The 17611-nt window shown below is 71.3% G+C and carries 17 protein-coding genes; 13 read left to right on the plus strand and 4 right to left on the minus strand.

The window, feature by feature from the left end:
• Positions 1 to 11: 11 nt before the first annotated feature.
• From KCQ71_RS05780 to KCQ71_RS05790, 3 genes are read left to right on the plus strand one after another with little or no spacing between them, the layout of a single operon-like run.
• Complete coding sequence (locus tag KCQ71_RS05780) at positions 12 to 578, plus strand: DUF5998 family protein (RefSeq protein ID WP_223403959.1); 567 nt, start codon at positions 12 to 14, stop codon at positions 576 to 578.
• Positions 575 to 1768, plus strand: coding sequence for an alkaline phosphatase family protein (locus KCQ71_RS05785; RefSeq protein WP_223403774.1), 1194 nt, complete (start codon positions 575 to 577; stop codon positions 1766 to 1768). The genes KCQ71_RS05780 and KCQ71_RS05785 overlap by 4 nt, the downstream gene beginning before the upstream one ends.
• Positions 1768 to 2415 carry a thymidine kinase gene (locus KCQ71_RS05790; protein WP_223403776.1) on the plus strand — a complete coding sequence of 216 codons (648 nt, stop codon included), beginning with the start codon at positions 1768 to 1770 and terminating at the stop codon, positions 2413 to 2415. Before KCQ71_RS05785 ends, KCQ71_RS05790 begins: the two co-directional genes overlap by 1 nt.
• Positions 2416 to 2429: 14 nt before the next feature.
• Here the strand turns inward: KCQ71_RS05790 and sepH are convergent, their stop codons facing one another.
• A complete protein-coding gene (gene sepH / locus KCQ71_RS05795; protein WP_223403778.1) occupies positions 2430 to 3587 on the minus strand; it encodes a septation protein SepH in 1158 nt (385 codons plus the stop codon).
• Between the two features lie 388 nt (positions 3588 to 3975).
• Between sepH and KCQ71_RS05800 the strand changes: the two genes are divergently transcribed.
• Positions 3976 to 4275, plus strand: a complete 300-nt coding sequence (locus KCQ71_RS05800) for a DUF4193 domain-containing protein (protein WP_133109845.1) — start codon at positions 3976 to 3978, stop codon at positions 4273 to 4275.
• On the opposite strand, the gene KCQ71_RS05805 is transcribed toward KCQ71_RS05800, so the two are convergent.
• Positions 4245 to 4712, minus strand: coding sequence for a DUF3093 domain-containing protein (locus KCQ71_RS05805; RefSeq protein ID WP_223403780.1), 468 nt, complete (start codon positions 4710 to 4712; stop codon positions 4245 to 4247). The genes KCQ71_RS05800 and KCQ71_RS05805 overlap by 31 nt on opposite strands.
• Positions 4713 to 4822: 110 nt before the next feature.
• Between KCQ71_RS05805 and dut the strand changes: the two genes are divergently transcribed.
• The 4 genes from dut to KCQ71_RS05825 are packed head-to-tail and all read left to right on the plus strand — an operon-like array spanning position 4823 to position 7178.
• The gene (dut, locus tag KCQ71_RS05810) at positions 4823 to 5308 is read left to right on the plus strand and encodes a dUTP diphosphatase (RefSeq protein ID WP_223403960.1); all 486 of its coding nucleotides are present in this window, start codon (positions 4823 to 4825) and stop codon (positions 5306 to 5308) included.
• Positions 5308 to 6015, plus strand: coding sequence for a DUF3710 domain-containing protein (locus KCQ71_RS05815; protein ID WP_223403781.1), 708 nt, complete (start codon positions 5308 to 5310; stop codon positions 6013 to 6015). Before dut ends, KCQ71_RS05815 begins: the two co-directional genes overlap by 1 nt.
• 24 nt (positions 6016 to 6039) lie before the next feature.
• Positions 6040 to 6426: an OB-fold nucleic acid binding domain-containing protein gene (locus tag KCQ71_RS05820; protein WP_223403783.1), complete on the plus strand. Its 387-nt coding sequence runs from the start codon at positions 6040 to 6042 to the stop codon at positions 6424 to 6426.
• A complete protein-coding gene (locus tag KCQ71_RS05825) occupies positions 6423 to 7178 on the plus strand; it encodes a DUF3159 domain-containing protein (RefSeq protein ID WP_223403785.1) in 756 nt (251 codons plus the stop codon). The genes KCQ71_RS05820 and KCQ71_RS05825 overlap by 4 nt, the downstream gene beginning before the upstream one ends.
• Here KCQ71_RS05825 and KCQ71_RS05830 read toward each other — a convergent pair.
• Together KCQ71_RS05830 and KCQ71_RS05835 are read right to left on the minus strand one after the other, a co-directional pair.
• Positions 7102 to 7782 (minus strand): potassium channel family protein, encoded by a 681-nt coding sequence (locus KCQ71_RS05830; RefSeq protein WP_223403787.1) that lies wholly within the window; start codon positions 7780 to 7782, stop codon positions 7102 to 7104. The two genes, KCQ71_RS05825 and KCQ71_RS05830, sit on opposite strands and share 77 nt — an antisense overlap.
• Positions 7782 to 8435: a potassium channel family protein gene (locus KCQ71_RS05835; RefSeq protein ID WP_223403962.1), complete on the minus strand. Its 654-nt coding sequence runs from the start codon at positions 8433 to 8435 to the stop codon at positions 7782 to 7784. Before KCQ71_RS05835 ends, KCQ71_RS05830 begins: the two co-directional genes overlap by 1 nt.
• 90 nt (positions 8436 to 8525) lie before the next feature.
• Between KCQ71_RS05835 and KCQ71_RS05840 the strand changes: the two genes are divergently transcribed.
• From KCQ71_RS05840 to acnA, 5 genes are all read left to right on the plus strand, one after another.
• The gene (locus tag KCQ71_RS05840) at positions 8526 to 8906 is read left to right on the plus strand and encodes a nitroreductase family deazaflavin-dependent oxidoreductase (protein ID WP_223403789.1); all 381 of its coding nucleotides are present in this window, start codon (positions 8526 to 8528) and stop codon (positions 8904 to 8906) included.
• A 28-nt stretch (positions 8907 to 8934) separates the two neighbouring features.
• A complete protein-coding gene (locus tag KCQ71_RS05845; RefSeq protein ID WP_223403791.1) occupies positions 8935 to 10962 on the plus strand; it encodes an APC family permease in 2028 nt (675 codons plus the stop codon).
• Positions 10952 to 12277, plus strand: a complete 1326-nt coding sequence (locus KCQ71_RS05850; protein ID WP_223403793.1) for a class I SAM-dependent RNA methyltransferase — start codon at positions 10952 to 10954, stop codon at positions 12275 to 12277. Before KCQ71_RS05845 ends, KCQ71_RS05850 begins: the two co-directional genes overlap by 11 nt.
• Positions 12274 to 14676 carry an HAD-IC family P-type ATPase gene (locus KCQ71_RS05855; protein ID WP_223403795.1) on the plus strand — a complete coding sequence of 801 codons (2403 nt, stop codon included), beginning with the start codon at positions 12274 to 12276 and terminating at the stop codon, positions 14674 to 14676. Before KCQ71_RS05850 ends, KCQ71_RS05855 begins: the two co-directional genes overlap by 4 nt.
• Positions 14677 to 14770: 94 nt before the next feature.
• The gene (acnA, locus tag KCQ71_RS05860; RefSeq protein ID WP_308116609.1) at positions 14771 to 17539 is read left to right on the plus strand and encodes an aconitate hydratase AcnA; all 2769 of its coding nucleotides are present in this window, start codon (positions 14771 to 14773) and stop codon (positions 17537 to 17539) included.
• Positions 17540 to 17611: the final 72 nt, after the last annotated feature.

Consider the following 17611-nt stretch of genomic DNA (forward strand, 5'->3'; position numbering starts at 1 on the left):
GAGCCCAACAGATGCGCCACCTGCGCAGCGATATCGAGCGCGCCGGCTACTACCCGTCGCTGGTCGCCGACGTATTGGAGATCGCCCTCGCCGGCGAGGAGGTCGTCGCGCACCTGGTGCACCCCGAGACCGTCTTCGATCGCACCGAGGTGCGCCGGCACGTCACCGCGCTGACCCTCACGCCCACCCGGCTGATCGTCGCCCATGTGGACGACGTGCCGCCCGAGGAGGTCGACGGCGCCTCGACGGCCGCCGCCACCACAGAGGCCGTCCCGATCGGTGCGATCCGGTCGGTGGCGCTCACCCATGGGGTCGTCGACCCGGCCGTCTACCAGCAGGGCAGCGGCGGTACCGAACTGACGCTGGCCCTGAACTGGGGCTCCGTACAGCGGATCGATCTCGAACCCGCGACCTGCCCGGACCCCAACTGCGAGGCCGACCACGGGTACACCGGCACGTCGATGCCGGACGACCTCGTGGTCCGGGTCAGCGCCGAGGCCGAGGGGGCGGACGCGATGGCCGCGGCCGTCTCGTTCGCGGCGGCACTGTCCGCCGCCACCGCTCGCCCCGGCGCGTGAGCACATCGCTCGACTCCGGCTCCGGCTCCGCCGCCGAACCGGCGGGCACGCTGGGTGAGGTCCTGTGGGGCGCCGTCGGCGCCTGCGGGATCGACCTCGCAATGCCCGACGGCGCAGCCACCTCGACCGTGGACGTGGCGGCCGCGCTCGGCCTTCCGCAGGCCCGCAAGGCGGTCGTCGTGCTCGTCGACGGGCTCGGCTGGCACAACCTCACCGACCGCGCGGACGTGGCGCCGTTCCTGACGTCGGCGGGTCGGCTGGGCGCGCTGACCTGCGCGTTCCCGTCGACGACGGCGACGAACCTCGGCTACCTCGGCACCGGCCGGGCCGGCGGCTCGACCGGGCTGCTCGGGTACACCGTGCGGGACCCACGCGGTCGGCTGATGAACATGATCTCGTGGAACACCGGCGCGGACCCGCTGGCCTGGCAGCGCCAGCCCACGGTGTTCGAACGGCTCGAGGAGGCCGACCGCTCAGCGGTCAGCGTCGGGCCATGGCGGTTCGCCTCCTCCCCGCTGACCAGGGCGGCCCTGCGTGGCTCGGAGTTCCTGCCCGCCGAGACCCTGCCCGAGCGGGTGGACACCGCGCTGGGGGCGCTGCGCGAGGTCGACGTTGACCTCGTGTACCTGTACTGGGGTGACGTCGACTCGACCGGCCACCACGAGGGCTGGCGCTCGGGGGAGTGGGCCGACGCGCTCGCACACACCGACACCGAGCTGGCCCGGCTGGCCCGGCTCCTGCCGCACGGCACGACGATGCTGGTCACGGCCGATCACGGGATGGTGGACATCCCGCACGGGCCGAGCACGCACTTCCCGGGACCGGCCCGGGTGGACGTCGCGGACCGCCCCGACCTGGCCGCGGGAGTGGACCTGGTGGCTGGCGAGCCCCGTGCCGTGCATCTGTACTGCCGCCCGGGCGCCGCGGAGCAGGTCCGGGAGGTGTGGGCCGACGCCCTCGGCGACCGGGCCCGGGTGCTGTCCCGGGCCGAGGTGATCGACGCCGGGCTGCTCGGCCCGGTCGACCCACGGTTCACGGAGGTCATCGGGGACCTCGTGGTGGCCGCGCTCGGCGACCTCGCGGTGCATGACTCCCGAACTCAGACCGCTGCGTCGCTCACCCTGGTCGGGATGCACGGGTCCATCACCCCGGCCGAGCGCACCGTGCCACTCGTGGTGCTGGAGGGCTGATGGCGGACCTGGTGTTCTTCTCGGGAACCATGGACTGTGGAAAGTCCACCCTGGCGCTGCAGATGGACTACACCCACGCCACCCGCGGCCGCCGCGGGGTGATCTTCAGCCGCGACGACCGGGCCGGCGCCGAGATGCTCTCCTCCCGCCTCGGCCTGGCCGTCCCCGCTGTCGAGGTGACCGAGGACACCGACTTCTGGCAGGAGGTGGTGCACCGCCGCACCCGCGGCCAGGTGGTCGACTACCTCGTCTGCGACGAGGCGCAGTTCTACGCGCCCGAGCAGATCGAGCAGCTCGCCCGCGTCGTCGACGACCTGGTCGTGGACGTGTTCGCGTTCGGGATCACGACCGACTTCCGCACCAGGCTGTTCCCCGGATCGGCGCGGCTGCTCGAACTGGCCGACCGGGTCGAGGTCCTGCAGGTGCGCGCCCTGTGCTGGTGCGGGCGCCGGGCGACGCACAATGCCCGCACGGTCGGCGGCGCCATGGTCACCGAGGGCGAGCAGATGGTGGTCGGGGACACCGGAACCCGCACCGGTGAGGTGGGCTACGAGGTGCTCTGCCGGCGCCACCACCGGGCCGGCCTCACCGCGACCTCCGCGCACGCGCCGAGCCCGTCGCCGGATCCGCTGGATCTGAGCGGCTGATTCCTCGGGCTCGGTCAGTCGTTCTTGGCGCCGAAGACGATCTCGTCCCAGGACGGCACGCTGGTACGCCTGTTGCGCCGCGGACGCTTGTTCCTGGCGGCCGCCGCGGGACCGGTCGGCTCCTCCTCGTCGTCGCCGGCGGCGGGACCGCCGGCAGGGTCGGCCAGGTGTGGAGGCAGGTCGATGACGCCCGCGTCCTGAGCCTCCTCGGGGTGAGATGCCGGTGGGTGCGCCGCTGGAGGATCGTCCCAGAGCATCGGCTCGTGGACACCGTCGCCGGCCACACCGGGCCGCTCGCCGGCCGGGCCCGCACCGTCCACCCCGGGAACGCGTTCGTCCTCGTCACCGTCGTCATCCATCTCGACCGGCTGCCGCACCCCACGGCTGGCGGTCAGGTGGTCCAGGAGTGCCTCGGTGCCGGACGCCGTGTCTTGACTGTCCGGATCGGGTTCCTCGGGGGCAGCCGGTTCGTCGTGGTCGGCGGCCACCGGCCGCGAGTCCCGGATGACCGCGTCGACGGCCTGGAGCGAGGGCGCGATGTCCGCGTCGGTCTCGACGTCGTAGAGCCGGGCACCGCGCACGGCACTGAGGTGGCGCCGCGGTCCGGGTGCGCTCAGGTCCGTCTCCGACAGCCAGCGGCTCTCGTCGTCGAGGGCCGTGACCATCGACGAGGCGAGATCGACCTGCCAGACGGCCTCGCGGTCCCGGTCGCCCGCGATGAACCGGGCCACGAGCTCCCACGGTTCACTGCCACGGCGGCGGGCGTCCCAGTCGATGGAATCCGCGTCGACACCGCGTGCGGCGAGCCGGTCCACGACCAGGTCACCGAGCTGCGGCGCGCCGGACTCCCGGCCGATGGTGAGCATCCGGGCGCGGCGGGCGACGTGCTCGCGCTCGGCGATGACCGGGCCCTCGTAGCGGCGGATCTGCTCGATCGCGAGGCCGGACTCGCCGGCGATGTCCTCAGCGCTCGCGCCGGCGCGGATCAGGATCTGGATGTCCCGCGGCCGGAGCGCCGAATCGCTGCGCAGCTTCTCCAGCTGGGGGCGGTCGCGACGCACGGCCGCGCGCAGGGCATCGTCGATGGGCAGCCGGTGCCGTTCGCCGTCGGGTCCGATGAGGATCAGATGCTCACCATCCGCATGGATCCCAACCAGTTCTAGCTCCACCATGACACCTCCGTACCGTGCACACCCCGAGCCTGCCAGCCCACCGGTCGGGACTGCCGCATTACGTCCGGTGTGGCGGTGTTTCCCGCGACCGGGCCGCTACTGGGGCGACCGTGGCAGCCTAACGCGGCTCCGTGAGCGCCCGCCCGTCGGCGTGTGGTGCTCCGAACGGCCAAGACCGTTGTATGGTTCGCCCCGGTGAGGCTGCGCGGACCCCGGTCCAACACGCCGGCTGCGCGTCGTCCTCGCCTCAGTTTCAAGGGATTTCTCCATTCGGTGCGCACACGTGGCGTCCCGGGTGGACAATCCCTTCGCTACGGGAACATTTCGAAGCCCTACGCGTTGTAACTGCGACCACCATCATCAAGAGAAACCGGAGCGCTTGCCCACCATGGCGACCGACTACGACGCACCGCGCAAGAACGAAGAGGACCTCAGCGAGGACTCCCTGGAGGAGCTGAAGGCCCGGCGTGCGGAGAAGAACTCCGGGGCGGTCGACGAGGACGAGACGGAAGCCGCCGAGGGGTTCGAACTCCCCGGCGCCGATCTCAGCGGAGAAGAACTCTCCGTCCGCGTCCTGCCCCGCCAGGCAGACGAGTTCACCTGCTCGCGCTGCTTCCTGGTCCACCACCGCAGCCAGCTGGCCTACGAGGAGAACGGTCAGCCGGTCTGCTCGGAGTGCGCGGCCTGAGCCGCATCACCCACCAGGGCACGCGCCAGTTCGGCGGCGCGCCTGGTGGAGATCAACCAGTACGGCGTTGGGTCCTGCGGGTCTCGCAGGACCACCCGTACCGCCGCCGGCGCCGATGAACTGAACTGGACGTGGGCGCGGGCATCCAGGCCCGGCCCCATCGCCTCGTCGAGGCCGCTGCCCTCGACGATCTCGACCGCGTCGATGAACTCCCTGGCGATGTGCGCCCGGCCGGCCCGCAACTCGTCCGCCGTGACGATGGTCACGGGCGCGGTCCGTAACTGCACGGCCGCCAGCACGATGGTCACGGCCACGCCTACGGCGACGGCGACCGGCATGCCCAGGACAACCGTGATCATGGCGGCGCCGAAGCCACCGGCTGGGGCGAGCAGCCATTTCCAGACGGAGGGCAGCAGGGTCTCGGAGAACACGGGCACGAACGCCAGTCTGCCACCGGCCACGGGTGCACCGGGCAACGACCACCCGTCCCCGACGATCCACCCCGGCCGCCACGAGCGGTCGCGGGGAGAAGTAGGCTCGAGACGTGATGACTGATAACGACGACCCCGGCACGGACGTGGACATCCTGATCCAGCGGCTCGACCCGGAGTTGCCGGTGCCCGCCTATGCCCACCCCGGTGACGCCGGCCTCGACCTGCGCGCGGCCGAGCCCGTGACCCTGCCACCCGGTGGGCGGGCGACGGTGCCGACCGGCATCGCGATCGCCCTGCCGCGCGGGTACGCCGCGTTCGTGCACCCCCGCTCCGGCCTCGCCGCGAAGCACGGCATCACCACGCTGAACGCGCCCGGGACGGTGGACGCCGGCTACCGCGGCGAGATCAAGGTCATCCTCGTCAACACCGACACCGAGGCCGAGGCCCGCCTTGAGCGGGGCGACCGGATCGCGCAGCTCGTGATCCAGCAGGTCGCCGCCGCCGCCTTCGTCGAGGTCGAGCGCCTGCCGGGCAGCGATCGCGGCGATGGTGGGTTCGGTTCGACCGGGGGCTACGCGATCGCTGAGGGAGCACGCTGATGGCACTGTTCGGACGCAAGAAGAAGGCCGCCCAGATCGAGCCCACGGACTCGGTGGATTCCGCGGCCTCGGCACCGAGCCCCGTCGAACCCGAGGGCCGCGGCCCGTGGGACGTCGACGAGGTCCCCGAGTTGGGTGGCCGCATCGACCTGGGCGCGATCCGGCTACCGAAGCGGGCGGGTAGCCAGGTCAAGATGGAGCTGGACTCCAAGACCCGCCGCGTGGTCGCCGTGCGCCTCTTGATGGACTCCTCGAGTCTGCAGTTGCAGGCGTTCGCCGCTCCGCGCAGCGAAGGACTCTGGGAGGAGTTGCGGGAAGAGATCGCCCAGCAGGTCGTCAAGCAGGGCGGGTCATCCGACGAACGCACCGGCCCGTTCGGCCGCGAGCTGCTCGCCCGGCTCCCCGCCCGGCTGCCGGACGGGCGCACGGGCAGCCGCCCCGCCCGGTTCATCGGCGTCGACGGTCCCCGCTGGTTCCTGCGCGCCGTGATGTCCGGCAAGGCGACCGTGGACACCGAGGCGGCGGCCGCACTGGAGGACGTGCTCGCGGACGTCGTGGTGGTGCGTGGCTCCGAGGCCCGCCCGCCGCGAGACCTGCTCACCCTGCACCTGCCCGGACGTCCGGGCGAGTCGACCCCGGACCTCGCGGAAGGGCGGCCGACCCTCGACCTGCCCAAGCGCGGCCCCGAGATCACCGAAACCCGTTGAACCGGCAGTGAGGTCGAGGACACGATGAGTCTGCGCAACTCATGGGACCGGCTGACGGCCTCCCAGGCCGAGCTCGAGGCAGACGACGAGCGGCTCGAGGTACGCCGCCGGGGCACCCAGCCGGTGGGCCGGTGCCATGCACGTAGCCGCGCCACGGTCTCGGGAGTGGTCCGGGCGGTGACGTTCGCGCCGGCCGCCGCCGGCCCGGCCCTGGTGGCGGAGCTGTACGACGGTTCCGGCAGCCTCGATCTCGTCTGGCTTGGCCGGCGGGAGATCCCCGGTATCGAGCCGGGGCGCCGGCTGGTCGCGGAGGGCATGATCACCTCGGCCGACTTCGGCCGCACGCACGCCACCATGTTCAACCCGGAGTACCGACTCCTGGCCCCCGACTCCGCAGAGGCGACCCTATGACCGAGAACCGCGAGGCAGACCCGGCCCAGGACGCTTCCGACCAGATCGTGCAGGGCGACGGGGCCGGCCCGGGCCGCACGGCCGGTGCCGTGCCCGGCGGCCGTGGCATGGGCCAGCTCGCGGCGGGGGAGTTCAGCCTGGCCGCGTCCATCGGTGGCGTGCGCGGCCTCGTCGAGTCGACGGCGCCCGGACTGGTGTTCGTGGTGGTGTTCGTGGCCACCCGGGAACTCATGCCGGCGTTGATCTCCTCGGTGGCCGTCGCCGTCGTCGCCACGATCGCCCGGCTGGTCGCCCGGACGCCGGTCACGCAGGCCGTCGGCGGACTCCTCGGCGTGGCGATCGGCGCCATCTGGGCGTGGCGCACCGGCGAGGCGCAGGACTACTTCGCCTGGGGACTGTACGTGAACGCCGCGTTCGTGGTCGGTGTGACCGTGTCCATCCTGGCCAGGTGGCCGGTGGTGGGCGTGATCGTCTCGAGCCTGTTCGGGAAGGGGTTCGAGTGGCGTGCGGACCGGGCACTGCTGCGCCGTTACTCGCTCGCGTCCTGGCTCTGGGTCGGTGCGTTCGCAGCCCGGCTGGCCGTGCAGGTGCCCCTGTACCTGAACGCGGAGGCGGGCTGGCTCGGGACGGCACGCCTGGTCATGGGACTGCCGCTGTGGGCCCTGGTCCTGTGGATCACGTGGCTGCTGGTGAATCCCCGAGCAGGTGCTGCAGCTCAAGCAGATCCGCCTGCTCCGCAGACGACACGATGAGCAGCAGCTCGTCGCCGGCCTCCAGGGTGTCGTCCTGGCTGGGTGCGATCGGCTGATCGCCGCGGATGATCGCAGCCAGCACGGCCGCGCTCGGCCACCCGATCTGGGAGATCTGCTGACCCACCACCGCCGCGGCGGGGGACAGGGTGATCTCATACATGCTCGCCCCGGACTGGTGGAACGTGAAGATCCGGACCAGGTCGCCGACCGACACCGCCTCCTCCACCAGTGACGTCATGATCCGCGGTGTGGAGACGAGCACGTCCACGCCCCAGGCCTCGTCGAACATCCACTCGTTCTTCGGGTTGTTCACCCGGGCCACGACACGCGGCACCGCGAACTCGGTCTTCGCCAGCAGCGAGACCACGAGGTTCGCCTTGTCGTCGCCGGTGGCGGCGACCACCACGTCGGCGGCGGCGAGGTCGGCCTGGCTCAGCGAACTGATCTCGCAGGCATCCGCGAGCAGCCACTCGGCCTCGCTGACGGAGGAGACCTTCATGGCCATCGGGTCCTTGTCGATCAGCAGGACCTCGTGGTCGTGACCGATGAGCTCCCGGGCGATCGAGCGACCGACGCTCCCGGCGCCGGCGATGACGACCCGCATCAGTCCTCCTCGGGCTTGGGCACCGTGGCCAGGATCCGCTGGACCTCGTTGATGTGTTCGGTGTACACGATGACGTGCAGCACGTCGTTCTCCTGGAGCACGTCGAGCGGGGACGGGATGTAGGCGTCACCGAACCGGGTGATGTACGCGATCCGCGTCTTGGCGAGGTTCTGCAGCTGTCGCACCGTGTGGCCGATCCATCCCTCGTGCAGATCCATCTCGCACAGGCTCACGCCACCGGAGGCGTCGCGGTACTCACTGGCCGCGCCGGTGGGCATCATCCGGCGCAGCACCTGGTCCGCGGTCCACCGGACGGTCGCCACGGTCGTGATCCCGAGCCGCTGATAGATCTGGGCCCGGCCCGGGTCGTAGATGCGGGCCACCACGTTGTCGATCCCGAACACCTCGCGGACCACCCGGGCGGCGATGATGTTGGAGTTGTCCCCGCTGGACACGGCCGCGAACGCGTATGCGTCCTCGATGCCGGCCTGCTTCAGGGCCTCGCGGTCGAAACCCATGCCGGTCACCCGGCTGCCCGCGAAGTCGTCCGAGAGTCGCCGGAACGCCTCCGGGTTCTGATCGATGATCGCTACGGAGTGACCTTTGGACTCCAGGGTCTCGGCGAGGGTGACCCCGACGCGACCCGCGCCCATGATGACGAAGTGCACGAGTCCAGACGCTACACCGGGAGTACGGTTGCGGCGTCAGCAGTCGACGCACGGGAGCTCAGAACGGAGACACCGATGAGTCCGCTGTCCCGATCGGTCGCGGAGCGCAACAAGAAGTACCTGAACCACGTCATGCGTCACGTCGCGCCGAGGTTGCCCGGGTTCGGGCTGCTCACGCACACCGGCCGCACGTCCGGCACGAAGTACACCATCCCGGTGAACGTGTTCCAGCGGAACGGCTCGTACGTGTTCGCACTCACCTACGGGTCCCGGACCGACTGGGTACGTAACGTGCGCGCCGCCGGTTCCGCGCGGATCGTCACCCGGGGCCGCACCGTGGATCTGGTCGACCCCGTGCTGGGCAGGGACGAGACCGCCTCCTGGGCTCCGTTCGTCGTCGCCAGGATCCTGCGCGCGACGGACTCGCGCGAGACGCTCACGATGCGGGCGCGGTAGCCGGGACCTACGCGTACAGTGAGCCACCGTGCCTGATCTCTCCGACGCCGCGAAACGCATTCTCGTCGGGCGCCCGGTCCGAAGCGAGCGGCTGGGCCACACGCTGCTGCCGAAGCGCATCGCGCTGCCGGTGTTCGCCTCCGACGCGCTCTCCTCGGTCGCCTACGCCCCCGACGAGATCCTGCTCACGCTCTCCCTGGCCGGCCTCGCCTCGTACACGATCTCGCCGTGGGTCGGGCTCGCCGTCGTCATCGTCATGCTCACCGTCGTGGCCTCCTACCGGCAGACCGTCCGGGCCTACCCCTCCGGGGGCGGCGACTACGAGGTGGCCACCACGAACCTCGGTCCGCGCGCCGGGCTGACCGTCGCCAGCGCGCTGCAGGTCGACTACGTGCTCACCGTGGCCGTGTCCGTCTCCTCCGGCTCCCACTACCTCGCCACCGTGCTCCCGGCTGCCCGTGACCACGAGGCGATCATCGCGATCGGCCTGGTCGCGCTCATCGCGCTGATCAACCTGCGCGGCGTGCGGGAGTCGGGCACCGGTTTCGCGTTTCCCGTCTACCTGTTCATGGCCGGCATGGGCGTGATGGCCCTCGTCGGCGGCATCCAGTGGGCCACCGGGACGCTCGGCATCGCCGAGAGCGCCCAGTTCGACGTCCTCGCCGAGCCCGGCTACGAGGAGGGCCTGATGGGCCTCGCCGGCGGCTTCCTGGTGTTGCGTGCGTTCTCCTCCGGTGCAGCAGCCCTGACCGGCGTCGAGGCGATCAGCAACGGCGTGCCCGCGTTCCGCAAGCCGAAGTCCAAGAATGCGGCGACCACCCTGCTCCTGCTCGGCCTGATCGGCGCGACCATGCTGATGACGGTGATCGGGCTCGCCCGGGCCACCGGCGTCCGATTCGTCCAGGACCCACATCTGCAGCTCGCCATGAACGGGCAGCCGGTGCCCGAGGGGTACGAACAGGACCCGGTGATCGGGCAGATCGCCCAGACCGTGTTCGCGGGCTTCCCGCCGATGTTCTACCTCGTCACCGCCTCCACCGGTCTGATCCTCCTGCTCGCCGCGAACACCGCGTTCAACGGGTTCCCCACGCTCGCCTCGATCCTCAGCAAGGACGGCTACCTGCCGCGCCAGCTGTACACCCGCGGGGACCGGCTCGCGTTCTCCAACGGGATCATCATCCTGGCGCTGGCCGCCATCGCGCTGATCTGGGTATTCGACGCCGAGGTGACCCGGCTGATCCAGCTCTACATCGTGGGCGTGTTCGTCGCCTTCACGCTCGGCCAGCTCGGCATGATCAAGCACTGGAACGAGCGACTGCCCAGCGTCGTCGCGGCGCGGGAGCGCGGGGCCATGAAGCGCTCGCGTGCGATCAACGCATTCGGCTTCGCGCTGACCGCGCTCGTCCTCGCGGTGGTCCTGATCACGAAGTTCACCCACGGTGCGTGGATCGCCATCGGACTGATGGGGCTGCTGTTCGCCGTCATGGTGTTCATCCACAGGCACTACCAGCACGTGGCCGACGAGCTCGAGATCGAGGACGTCGCCGCGGCCCGGGCACTGCCGAGCCGCGTGCATGCCCTCGTGCTGGTCTCCAAGGTGCACAAGCCGACCATGCGCGCCCTGTCCTACGCCCGCGCGACCCGCCCCTCCACATTGCAGGCCATCACCGTCGCCGTGGACCGGGACGCCGCCGAGCAGGTCCGCCGGGACTGGGACGCCGCCGAGGTGCCGTTGCCGTTGACGGTCCTCGACTCCCCGTACCGTGACCTGACCCGCCCGGTCCTGGAGTACGTGAAGTCGATCCGGCGGGAGTCCCCGCGGGACCTGGTGGTGGTGTACGTGCCAGAGTACGTCGTGGGTCACTGGTGGGAGCGGGTGCTGCACAACCAGAGTGCGCTGCGGCTGAAGTCGCGTCTGCTCTACACTCCCGGCGTGGTGATGGCGTCGGTTCCCTGGCAGCTCGCGTCCTCCGCGCGGAGCCTGGTGAACCCCGACGACCCGGGCGAACGGCTCGGCGACCTGCCCGCGCCGGGGATGGTGCGACGTGGCGAGTGACGCGTTCACCGGACCCGTGGCATCCGGACCGGCGGCGGTCGGCGACGTGCTCACCCTCGATGTCGGCGCCCCCGTGCACGGCGGGCACTGCCTGGCCCGCCACGAGGGCCGGGTGGTCTTCGTCCGGCATGCGCTGCCCGGCGAGCGGGTCCGCGCGGTTCTGACCGAGGCCCGCCGCAAGGGCTACTGGCGGGCCGACGCGATCGAGGTGCTCACTGCCTCTCCGGACCGGGTGGACTCGGTCTGGCCGGCCGCGGGGCCCGGCGGAGTGGGCGGGGGCGAACTCGCGCACGTGAGCCTGCCGGGACAACTGGCTTGGAAGCGGGACGTGATCACCGATGCTCTCCGCCGGATCGGCCGGCTCGGCGACGACCACCCGGCGCTCGCCGGCCTGAGCGTCGAGCGGGCTCCCGGTGACGTCGAGCGTGGCGGTCTGCGCACCCGGAGCCGGATCGAACTCGTGGCCGACGGCGAGGGCCGGGCCGGTATGCACCGGTACCGTTCGCATGAGGTGCTCGCGCTGACGGACATGCCGCTCGCCGCCGAGCCGATCGCGGCCGCGGACCTGTTCGGGCGCACCTGGCGGCCCGGGGCCACCGTCGAGGCGGTCGCCCCGTCCGACGGTGAGGTGCTGCTCCTCGTCGACGGCGAGCCGCTCCGGGGTGGGCGGCGCAACGTGCGCGAGCGGGTTCGCCTGGCCGACGGGCGCGAGTTCGCCTACCGGGTGGCCGGAGGCGGCTTCTGGCAGGTGCACGTCGAGGCGCCACGGACCCTGGTCACCGCGGTGCTGGAGGCTGCCGCCGTCGGCCCCGGCGCAGCCGTGTGGGACCTCTACTCCGGTGCGGGCCTGTTCACCGTGCCGCTCGCCGACGAGGTCGGTCCCGAGGGTCGCGTCGACTCCGTCGAGGGCGATACCCGCGCCCTCGCCGACGCGCGTCGCAACGTCCACGGCCTCGATCAGGCGGTGCTCCACGGCGGCGACGTGGCGGCAGTGCTGGCGGAGCGCAACGGCCGCAATGGCGCCGCCGGCGCAGCGCCGGGCGCCGGCGCCGGGCGGGGCCCCGCCCCGCACGCCGACGTCGTCGTCCTGGACCCGCCGCGCGCGGGTGCCGGTGCGGCCGTGATGGACGCCGTGCTCGCGGCCGGCCCGGACCGGATCGTCTACGTGGCCTGCGATCCCGCGGCCCTGGCCAGGGACGTCGCCCACGCGCGCGAGCGCGGGCACGAGCTGGTGTCCCTGCGCGCGTTCGACCTGTTCCCGCACACCCACCACGTGGAGTGCGTGGCGGTCCTGGCTCCCACGAAGCGCGGATGAGCACCACCGAGGTGGGGCTCGGCCTGACCGCCGCGGATGTCGCGGCCCGGGTCGCCCGCGGCGAGGTGAACGTCGCCCCGGAATCGTCCTCGCGCAGCCTGGCCGCCATCATCCGCGGCAACCTGTTCACCCTGTTCAACGCCATCCTCGGCACCGCCCTGGTGGTGGTGCTGCTGGTCGGGAGCTGGCAGGACGCCGTCTTCGGGTTCGTGCTCCTGTCCAACGCCCTCATCGGCGGGCTCACCGAGTACCGGGCAAAGCGCACCCTGGACAAGCTCGCGATCCTCGACGCCCCGAACGCCACCGTCCTGCGTGACGGTGCCGAACAGGTCGTCGACCTCCATGAGATCGTCACCGACGACATCCTCCTGCTCCGCCTCGGCGACCAGGTGCCCGCCGACGGGGAGGTCCTGACCAGCCGCGGCGCCGAGATCGACGAGTCGATGCTCACCGGCGAGAGCGAGCCGGTGAGCAAGCGCCCCGGGGACGAGGTGCTCTCCGGCTCCGCCGTCGTCGCCGGCTCCGCGGTGATCAGGGCCACCCGGGTCGGCACCGCCGGCTATGCGAACCAGCTGACGGCGCAGGTCCGGCGGTTCTCCCTGGTGAACTCCGAACTGCGGTCCGGCATCAACCGGATCCTCGTGTACGTGTCCTGGGCGATCGTGCCGATCGCGATCCTGCTCGTCTGGAGCCAGATCCGGCACCACGGCGGCCTCGACCTCGCCCTGGCGGACGGCACCTGGCGCAACGCGGTGGTCTCCGCCGTCGCCGGTGTGGTCGGGATGGTGCCCGAGGGTCTGGTGCTGCTCACCTCGATCAACTTCGCCCTGGCCGCGATCGTGCTGGCCCGGCGGAAGGTGCTCGTGCAGGAACTGCCCGCTGTCGAGGTACTGGCCCGGGTGGACGTGCTCTGCCTGGACAAGACCGGGACCCTGACCGACGGCACCCTCGCCCTGGCCGAGCTGATCGAGCTCAGCCCGGTGCCGGGTGCCCGGGGGGCGCTGGCCGCGCTCGCCGCGGACCCGGATGCCAACGCCTCCGCGGCCGCGATCGCCGCCGGCGTGACGGACGTGCCCGTGCCCGCGGCGCAGGTGCTGGTCCCGTTCTCCTCGGCCCGCAAGTGGAGCGCGCACCGCACCGAGGCCGGCACCTGGGTGTGCGGCGCGCCCGAGGTGCTGCTCGAAGCGGGCGACGGCGTCCTGCAGCGGGTGCGCGACCTCGCCGACACCGGTGCCCGGGTGCTGCTCCTCGCCGCGGCACCGGCGGACGCGCTCACCGAGAGCGAGCCGGAGCCCGGCCCGCCGCGCGGATTGCGCCCGGCCCACCTGGTGGTGCTGCGCGAGCACGTGCGCCCGGACGCCGCGCAGACCCTCGCGTACTTCGCGGCGCAGGGCGTCACGGTGAAGGTGATCTCGGGGGATAACCCGGCCACGGTCGCGGCGATCGCCGGGGCCGTCGGCCTGGGTGGCGGCGACGTTGGCCGGCCGGTCACCGGGGTGGATGCCCGCACCCTGCCCGACGATGCCGAGGCGCTGGCCGACGTGGTCACCACCGAGCAGGTGTTCGGCCGGGTCACGCCGGAGCAGAAGCGAGCATTCGTGCACGCGCTGCAGTCCCGGGGGCACACGGTCGCGATGACCGGCGACGGTGTCAACGACGCCCTGGCCCTCAAGGACGCCGACCTCGGCATCGCGATGGGCTCGGGAGCGGCTGCCACCAAGGCGGTGGCCCGCCTGGTGCTCCTGGACGGGCGCTTCTCGACGCTGCCCGGGGTGGTCGACGAGGGCCGCCGGGTCATCGCGAACATGGAGCGGGTCGCCTCGCTGTTCCTGAACAAGACCACCTACGCCGTGCTGCTCGCCATCGTGGTGGCGATCACGGCGTGGCCGTACCCGTTCCTGCCCCGGCACCTGACCCTCGTCGGCGCGCTGACGATCGGCACGCCGGCCTTCTTCCTGGCCCTGGCACCCAGCCGGCAGCGGTACGTGCCCGGGTTCCTGCACCGGGTGCTGACCCTGGCGATCCCGTGCGGGGTCGCCTCGGCCATCGCGGTACTGGTGGTCTACGGCACCCTGAATGCCCGCGACGCCGGGCTGCAGGCGAACACCGGTGCCACCCTGACCCTCGTCATCATGGGCCTGTGGCTGCTCGGTGCACTCGCCCGGCCGTGGAACTGGTGGCGGGTGGCGCTCTTCGCCGCCATGGCCGCCGGCGCCGTGCTGGCCATCGTCGTGCCGTTCGTGCGCAACTTCTTCGCGCTCGAGGTGCCGGAGCCGTTCACCGCCGTGCTGGTGGCGGTCACGGCAGCGGTCGGGTGCGTCGTCATCGAGGTCGTGTACCGCCGTCGGCAGGCGCACCCGGGCGCCGCCGAGGTACACCCGCGCACGGAAGTGCGATAAGATATCTCGACATCGAGATAAATTACCTGATGCGGTCGTAGCATTAAATGCAAGGATGCGGACGCGACCCGCGAGAGAGCGCCGAGGAGTGGTTGTGAGTAGCGTCAACACGTTTTCCGCCAAGGGGACCCTGGACGTCGGTGGGACCGGATACGAGATCTACCGGCTGAGCGCCGTCGAGGGTCTCGAGCGGCTGCCGTACAGCCTGAAGGTGCTCGCCGAGAACCTGCTCCGGACCGAGGACGGCGCGAACATCACCGCCGACCACGTGCGTGCCCTTGCGGCCTGGGACCCGGACGCCCAGCCGGACACCGAGATCCAGTTCACGCCCGCACGCGTGGTCATGCAGGACTTCACCGGCGTGCCCTGCGTCGTCGACCTGGCCACCATGCGTGAGGCCGTCGCCGACCTCGGCGGCGACCCGGCCAGCATCAACCCGTTGTCCCCGGCGGAGCTGGTCATCGACCACTCCGTCCAGATCGACGTCGCCGGTCGTCCGGACGCGTTCCAGCGGAACGTGGACATCGAGTACCAGCGCAACCACGAGCGCTACCAGTTCCTGCGCTGGGGCCAGACCGCGTTCGACGACTTCAAGGTGGTGCCCCCGGGCACCGGCATCGTGCACCAGGTGAACATCGAGTACCTGGCCCGCGTGGTGATGACCCGCGAGGTCGAGGTGAACGGCGAGAAGGTCCTGCGGGCCTACCCGGACACCTGCGTCGGCACCGACTCGCACACCACCATGGTCAACGGCCTCGGGGTGCTCGGCTGGGGCGTCGGCGGCATCGAGGCCGAGGCCGCGATGCTCGGCCAGCCCGTCTCCATGCTCATCCCGCGCGTGGTCGGCTTCGAGCTGAACGGCCAGATCCCGTCCGGCGTGACCGCCACCGATGTGGTGCTCACGATCACCGAGATGCTCCGCCAGCACGGGGTGGTCGGCAAGTTCGTCGAGTTCTACGGCGCCGGCGTGGCCCAGGTGCCGCTCGCGAACCGCGCCACCATCGGCAACATGAGCCCCGAGTTCGGCTCCACGGCGGCCATCTTCCCGATCGACGAGGTCACCCTCGAGTACCTGCGTCTGACCGGCCGCTCGGACGCCCAGGTCGCGCTCGTCGAGGCGTACGCCAAGGAGCAGGGCATGTGGCTCGACCCCACGGCGCAGGGGTACTCCGAGCCCAAGTTCTCCGAGTACCTGAGCCTGGACCTGAGCACCGTGGTGCCCTCCATCGCCGGGCCGAAGCGCCCGCAGGACCGCATCGAGCTCACGCACGCCAAGAGCGCGTTCCAGCGGGACCTGCCGAACTACGCAGCCGACGTCGTGAACGGCGTGGACGAGGCCGAGAAGGAGTCCTTCCCGGCGTCCGACTCGCCGGCGGTCTCCCAGCAGACCCGGCGCACCGTCCAGGTGACCACGCCCGAGGGCAAGTCCTACGACCTGTTCCACGGCGCCGTCGCCATCGCGTCGATCACGTCCTGCACGAACACCTCGAACCCGTCGGTGATGCTCGCCGCCGGCCTGCTCGCGAAGAAGGCCGTGGAGCGGGGCCTGACCGTGAAGCCGTGGGTGAAGACCTCGATGGCGCCCGGCTCGCAGGTCGTCACGAACTACTACGAGAAGGCGGGCCTGTGGCCCTACCTCGAGAAGCTCGGCTACCACCTGGTCGGCTACGGCTGCACCACGTGCATCGGGAACTCCGGCCCGCTCGCCGACGAGGTCTCCGCCGCGGTCAACGAGCACGATCTGTCCGTGGTCTCGGTGCTCTCCGGGAACCGGAACTTCGAGGGCCGGATCAACCCCGACGTGAAGATGAACTACCTCGCGTCCCCGCCGCTCGTGATCGCCTACGCGCTGGCCGGGACGATGGAGTTCGACTTCGAGCACGAGCCGCTCGGCCGTGACGAGGACGGGTCGCCGGTGTTCCTGCGGGACATCTGGCCCTCCGCTGTCGAGGTCCAGGAGACCATCGACTCCTCGATCAACCGGGACATGTTCACCTCCGACTACGCGGACGTGTTCACCGGGGACGAGCAGTGGCGCGCCCTGCAGACCCCCGAAGGGGACACGTTCGAGTGGGATGCGGACTCCACCTACGTTCGCAAGCCCCCGTACTTCGACGGCATGGGCGCCCAGCCGGAGCCAGTCTCCGACATCACCGGTGCCCGCGTCCTGGCCAAGCTGGGGGACTCGGTCACCACCGACCACATCTCCCCGGCCGGCTCCATCAAGCCGGACTCCCCGGCCGGCACGTACCTCGCCGAGCACGGCGTGGCCCGCCGCGACTTCAACTCCTACGGCTCCCGCCGCGGTAACCACGAGGTCATGATCCGGGGCACGTTCGCCAATATCCGGCTGCGCAACCAGCTGCTGGACGACGTCGAGGGAGGGTTCACCAAGAACCTCCTCACCGGCGAGCAGACCACGATCTACGACGCGGCCCAGGACTACGCCGCGGCCGGTGTGCCGCTGGTCATCCTCGGTGGCAAGGAGTACGGCTCCGGCTCGTCCCGCGACTGGGCCGCCAAGGGCACCGTGCTGCTCGGCGTCAAGGCCGTCATCACCGAGAGCTTCGAGCGGATCCACCGCTCGAACCTGATCGGCATGGGGGTGCTGCCGCTGCAGTTCCCCGAGGGTGAGAACGCGGACTCCCTCGGCCTGGACGGCACCGAGACGTACGACATCGCCGGCGTGACCGCCCTGAACGAGGGCAGCACGCCGTCGACGGTGCACGTCACCGCAGCGAAGGCCGACGGCACCGCCGTCGAGTTCGACGCCGTCGTGCGCATCGACACCCCTGGTGAGGCGGACTACTACCGCAACGGCGGCATCCTGCAGTACGTGCTGCGCTCGCTCGTCGCTGCCTGACACGACAGGAAGCCCCAGCACGCGCCCTTGAATCCAAGGCCGCGTGCCGGGGCCCCTTGCTGCCCGGAGCCA

The organism is Occultella gossypii (assembly GCF_019947135.1).
GTDB lineage: Bacteria > Actinomycetota > Actinomycetes > Actinomycetales > Beutenbergiaceae > Occultella > Occultella gossypii.

Bases quoted from the DNA above. Each gene is read 5' to 3' on its own strand.
- KCQ71_RS05780 (WP_223403959.1), top strand. From the start codon at position 12: ATGCGCCACCTGCGCAGCGATATCGAGCGCGCCGGCTACTACCCGTCG.
- KCQ71_RS05790 (WP_223403776.1), top strand. From the start codon at position 1,768: ATGGCGGACCTGGTGTTCTTCTCGGGAACCATGGACTGTGGAAAGTCC.
- sepH (WP_223403778.1), bottom strand. From the start codon at position 3,587: ATGGTGGAGCTAGAACTGGTTGGGATCCATGCGGATGGTGAGCATCTG.
- KCQ71_RS05800 (WP_133109845.1), top strand. From the start codon at position 3,976: ATGGCGACCGACTACGACGCACCGCGCAAGAACGAAGAGGACCTCAGC.
- dut (WP_223403960.1), top strand. From the start codon at position 4,823: ATGACTGATAACGACGACCCCGGCACGGACGTGGACATCCTGATCCAG.
- KCQ71_RS05815 (WP_223403781.1), top strand. From the start codon at position 5,308: ATGGCACTGTTCGGACGCAAGAAGAAGGCCGCCCAGATCGAGCCCACG.
- KCQ71_RS05820 (WP_223403783.1), top strand. From the start codon at position 6,040: ATGAGTCTGCGCAACTCATGGGACCGGCTGACGGCCTCCCAGGCCGAG.
- KCQ71_RS05825 (WP_223403785.1), top strand. From the start codon at position 6,423: ATGACCGAGAACCGCGAGGCAGACCCGGCCCAGGACGCTTCCGACCAG.
- KCQ71_RS05830 (WP_223403787.1), bottom strand. From the start codon at position 7,782: ATGCGGGTCGTCATCGCCGGCGCCGGGAGCGTCGGTCGCTCGATCGCC.
- KCQ71_RS05835 (WP_223403962.1), bottom strand. From the start codon at position 8,435: ATGGGCGCGGGTCGCGTCGGGGTCACCCTCGCCGAGACCCTGGAGTCC.
- KCQ71_RS05840 (WP_223403789.1), top strand. From the start codon at position 8,526: ATGAGTCCGCTGTCCCGATCGGTCGCGGAGCGCAACAAGAAGTACCTG.
- KCQ71_RS05855 (WP_223403795.1), top strand. From the start codon at position 12,274: ATGAGCACCACCGAGGTGGGGCTCGGCCTGACCGCCGCGGATGTCGCG.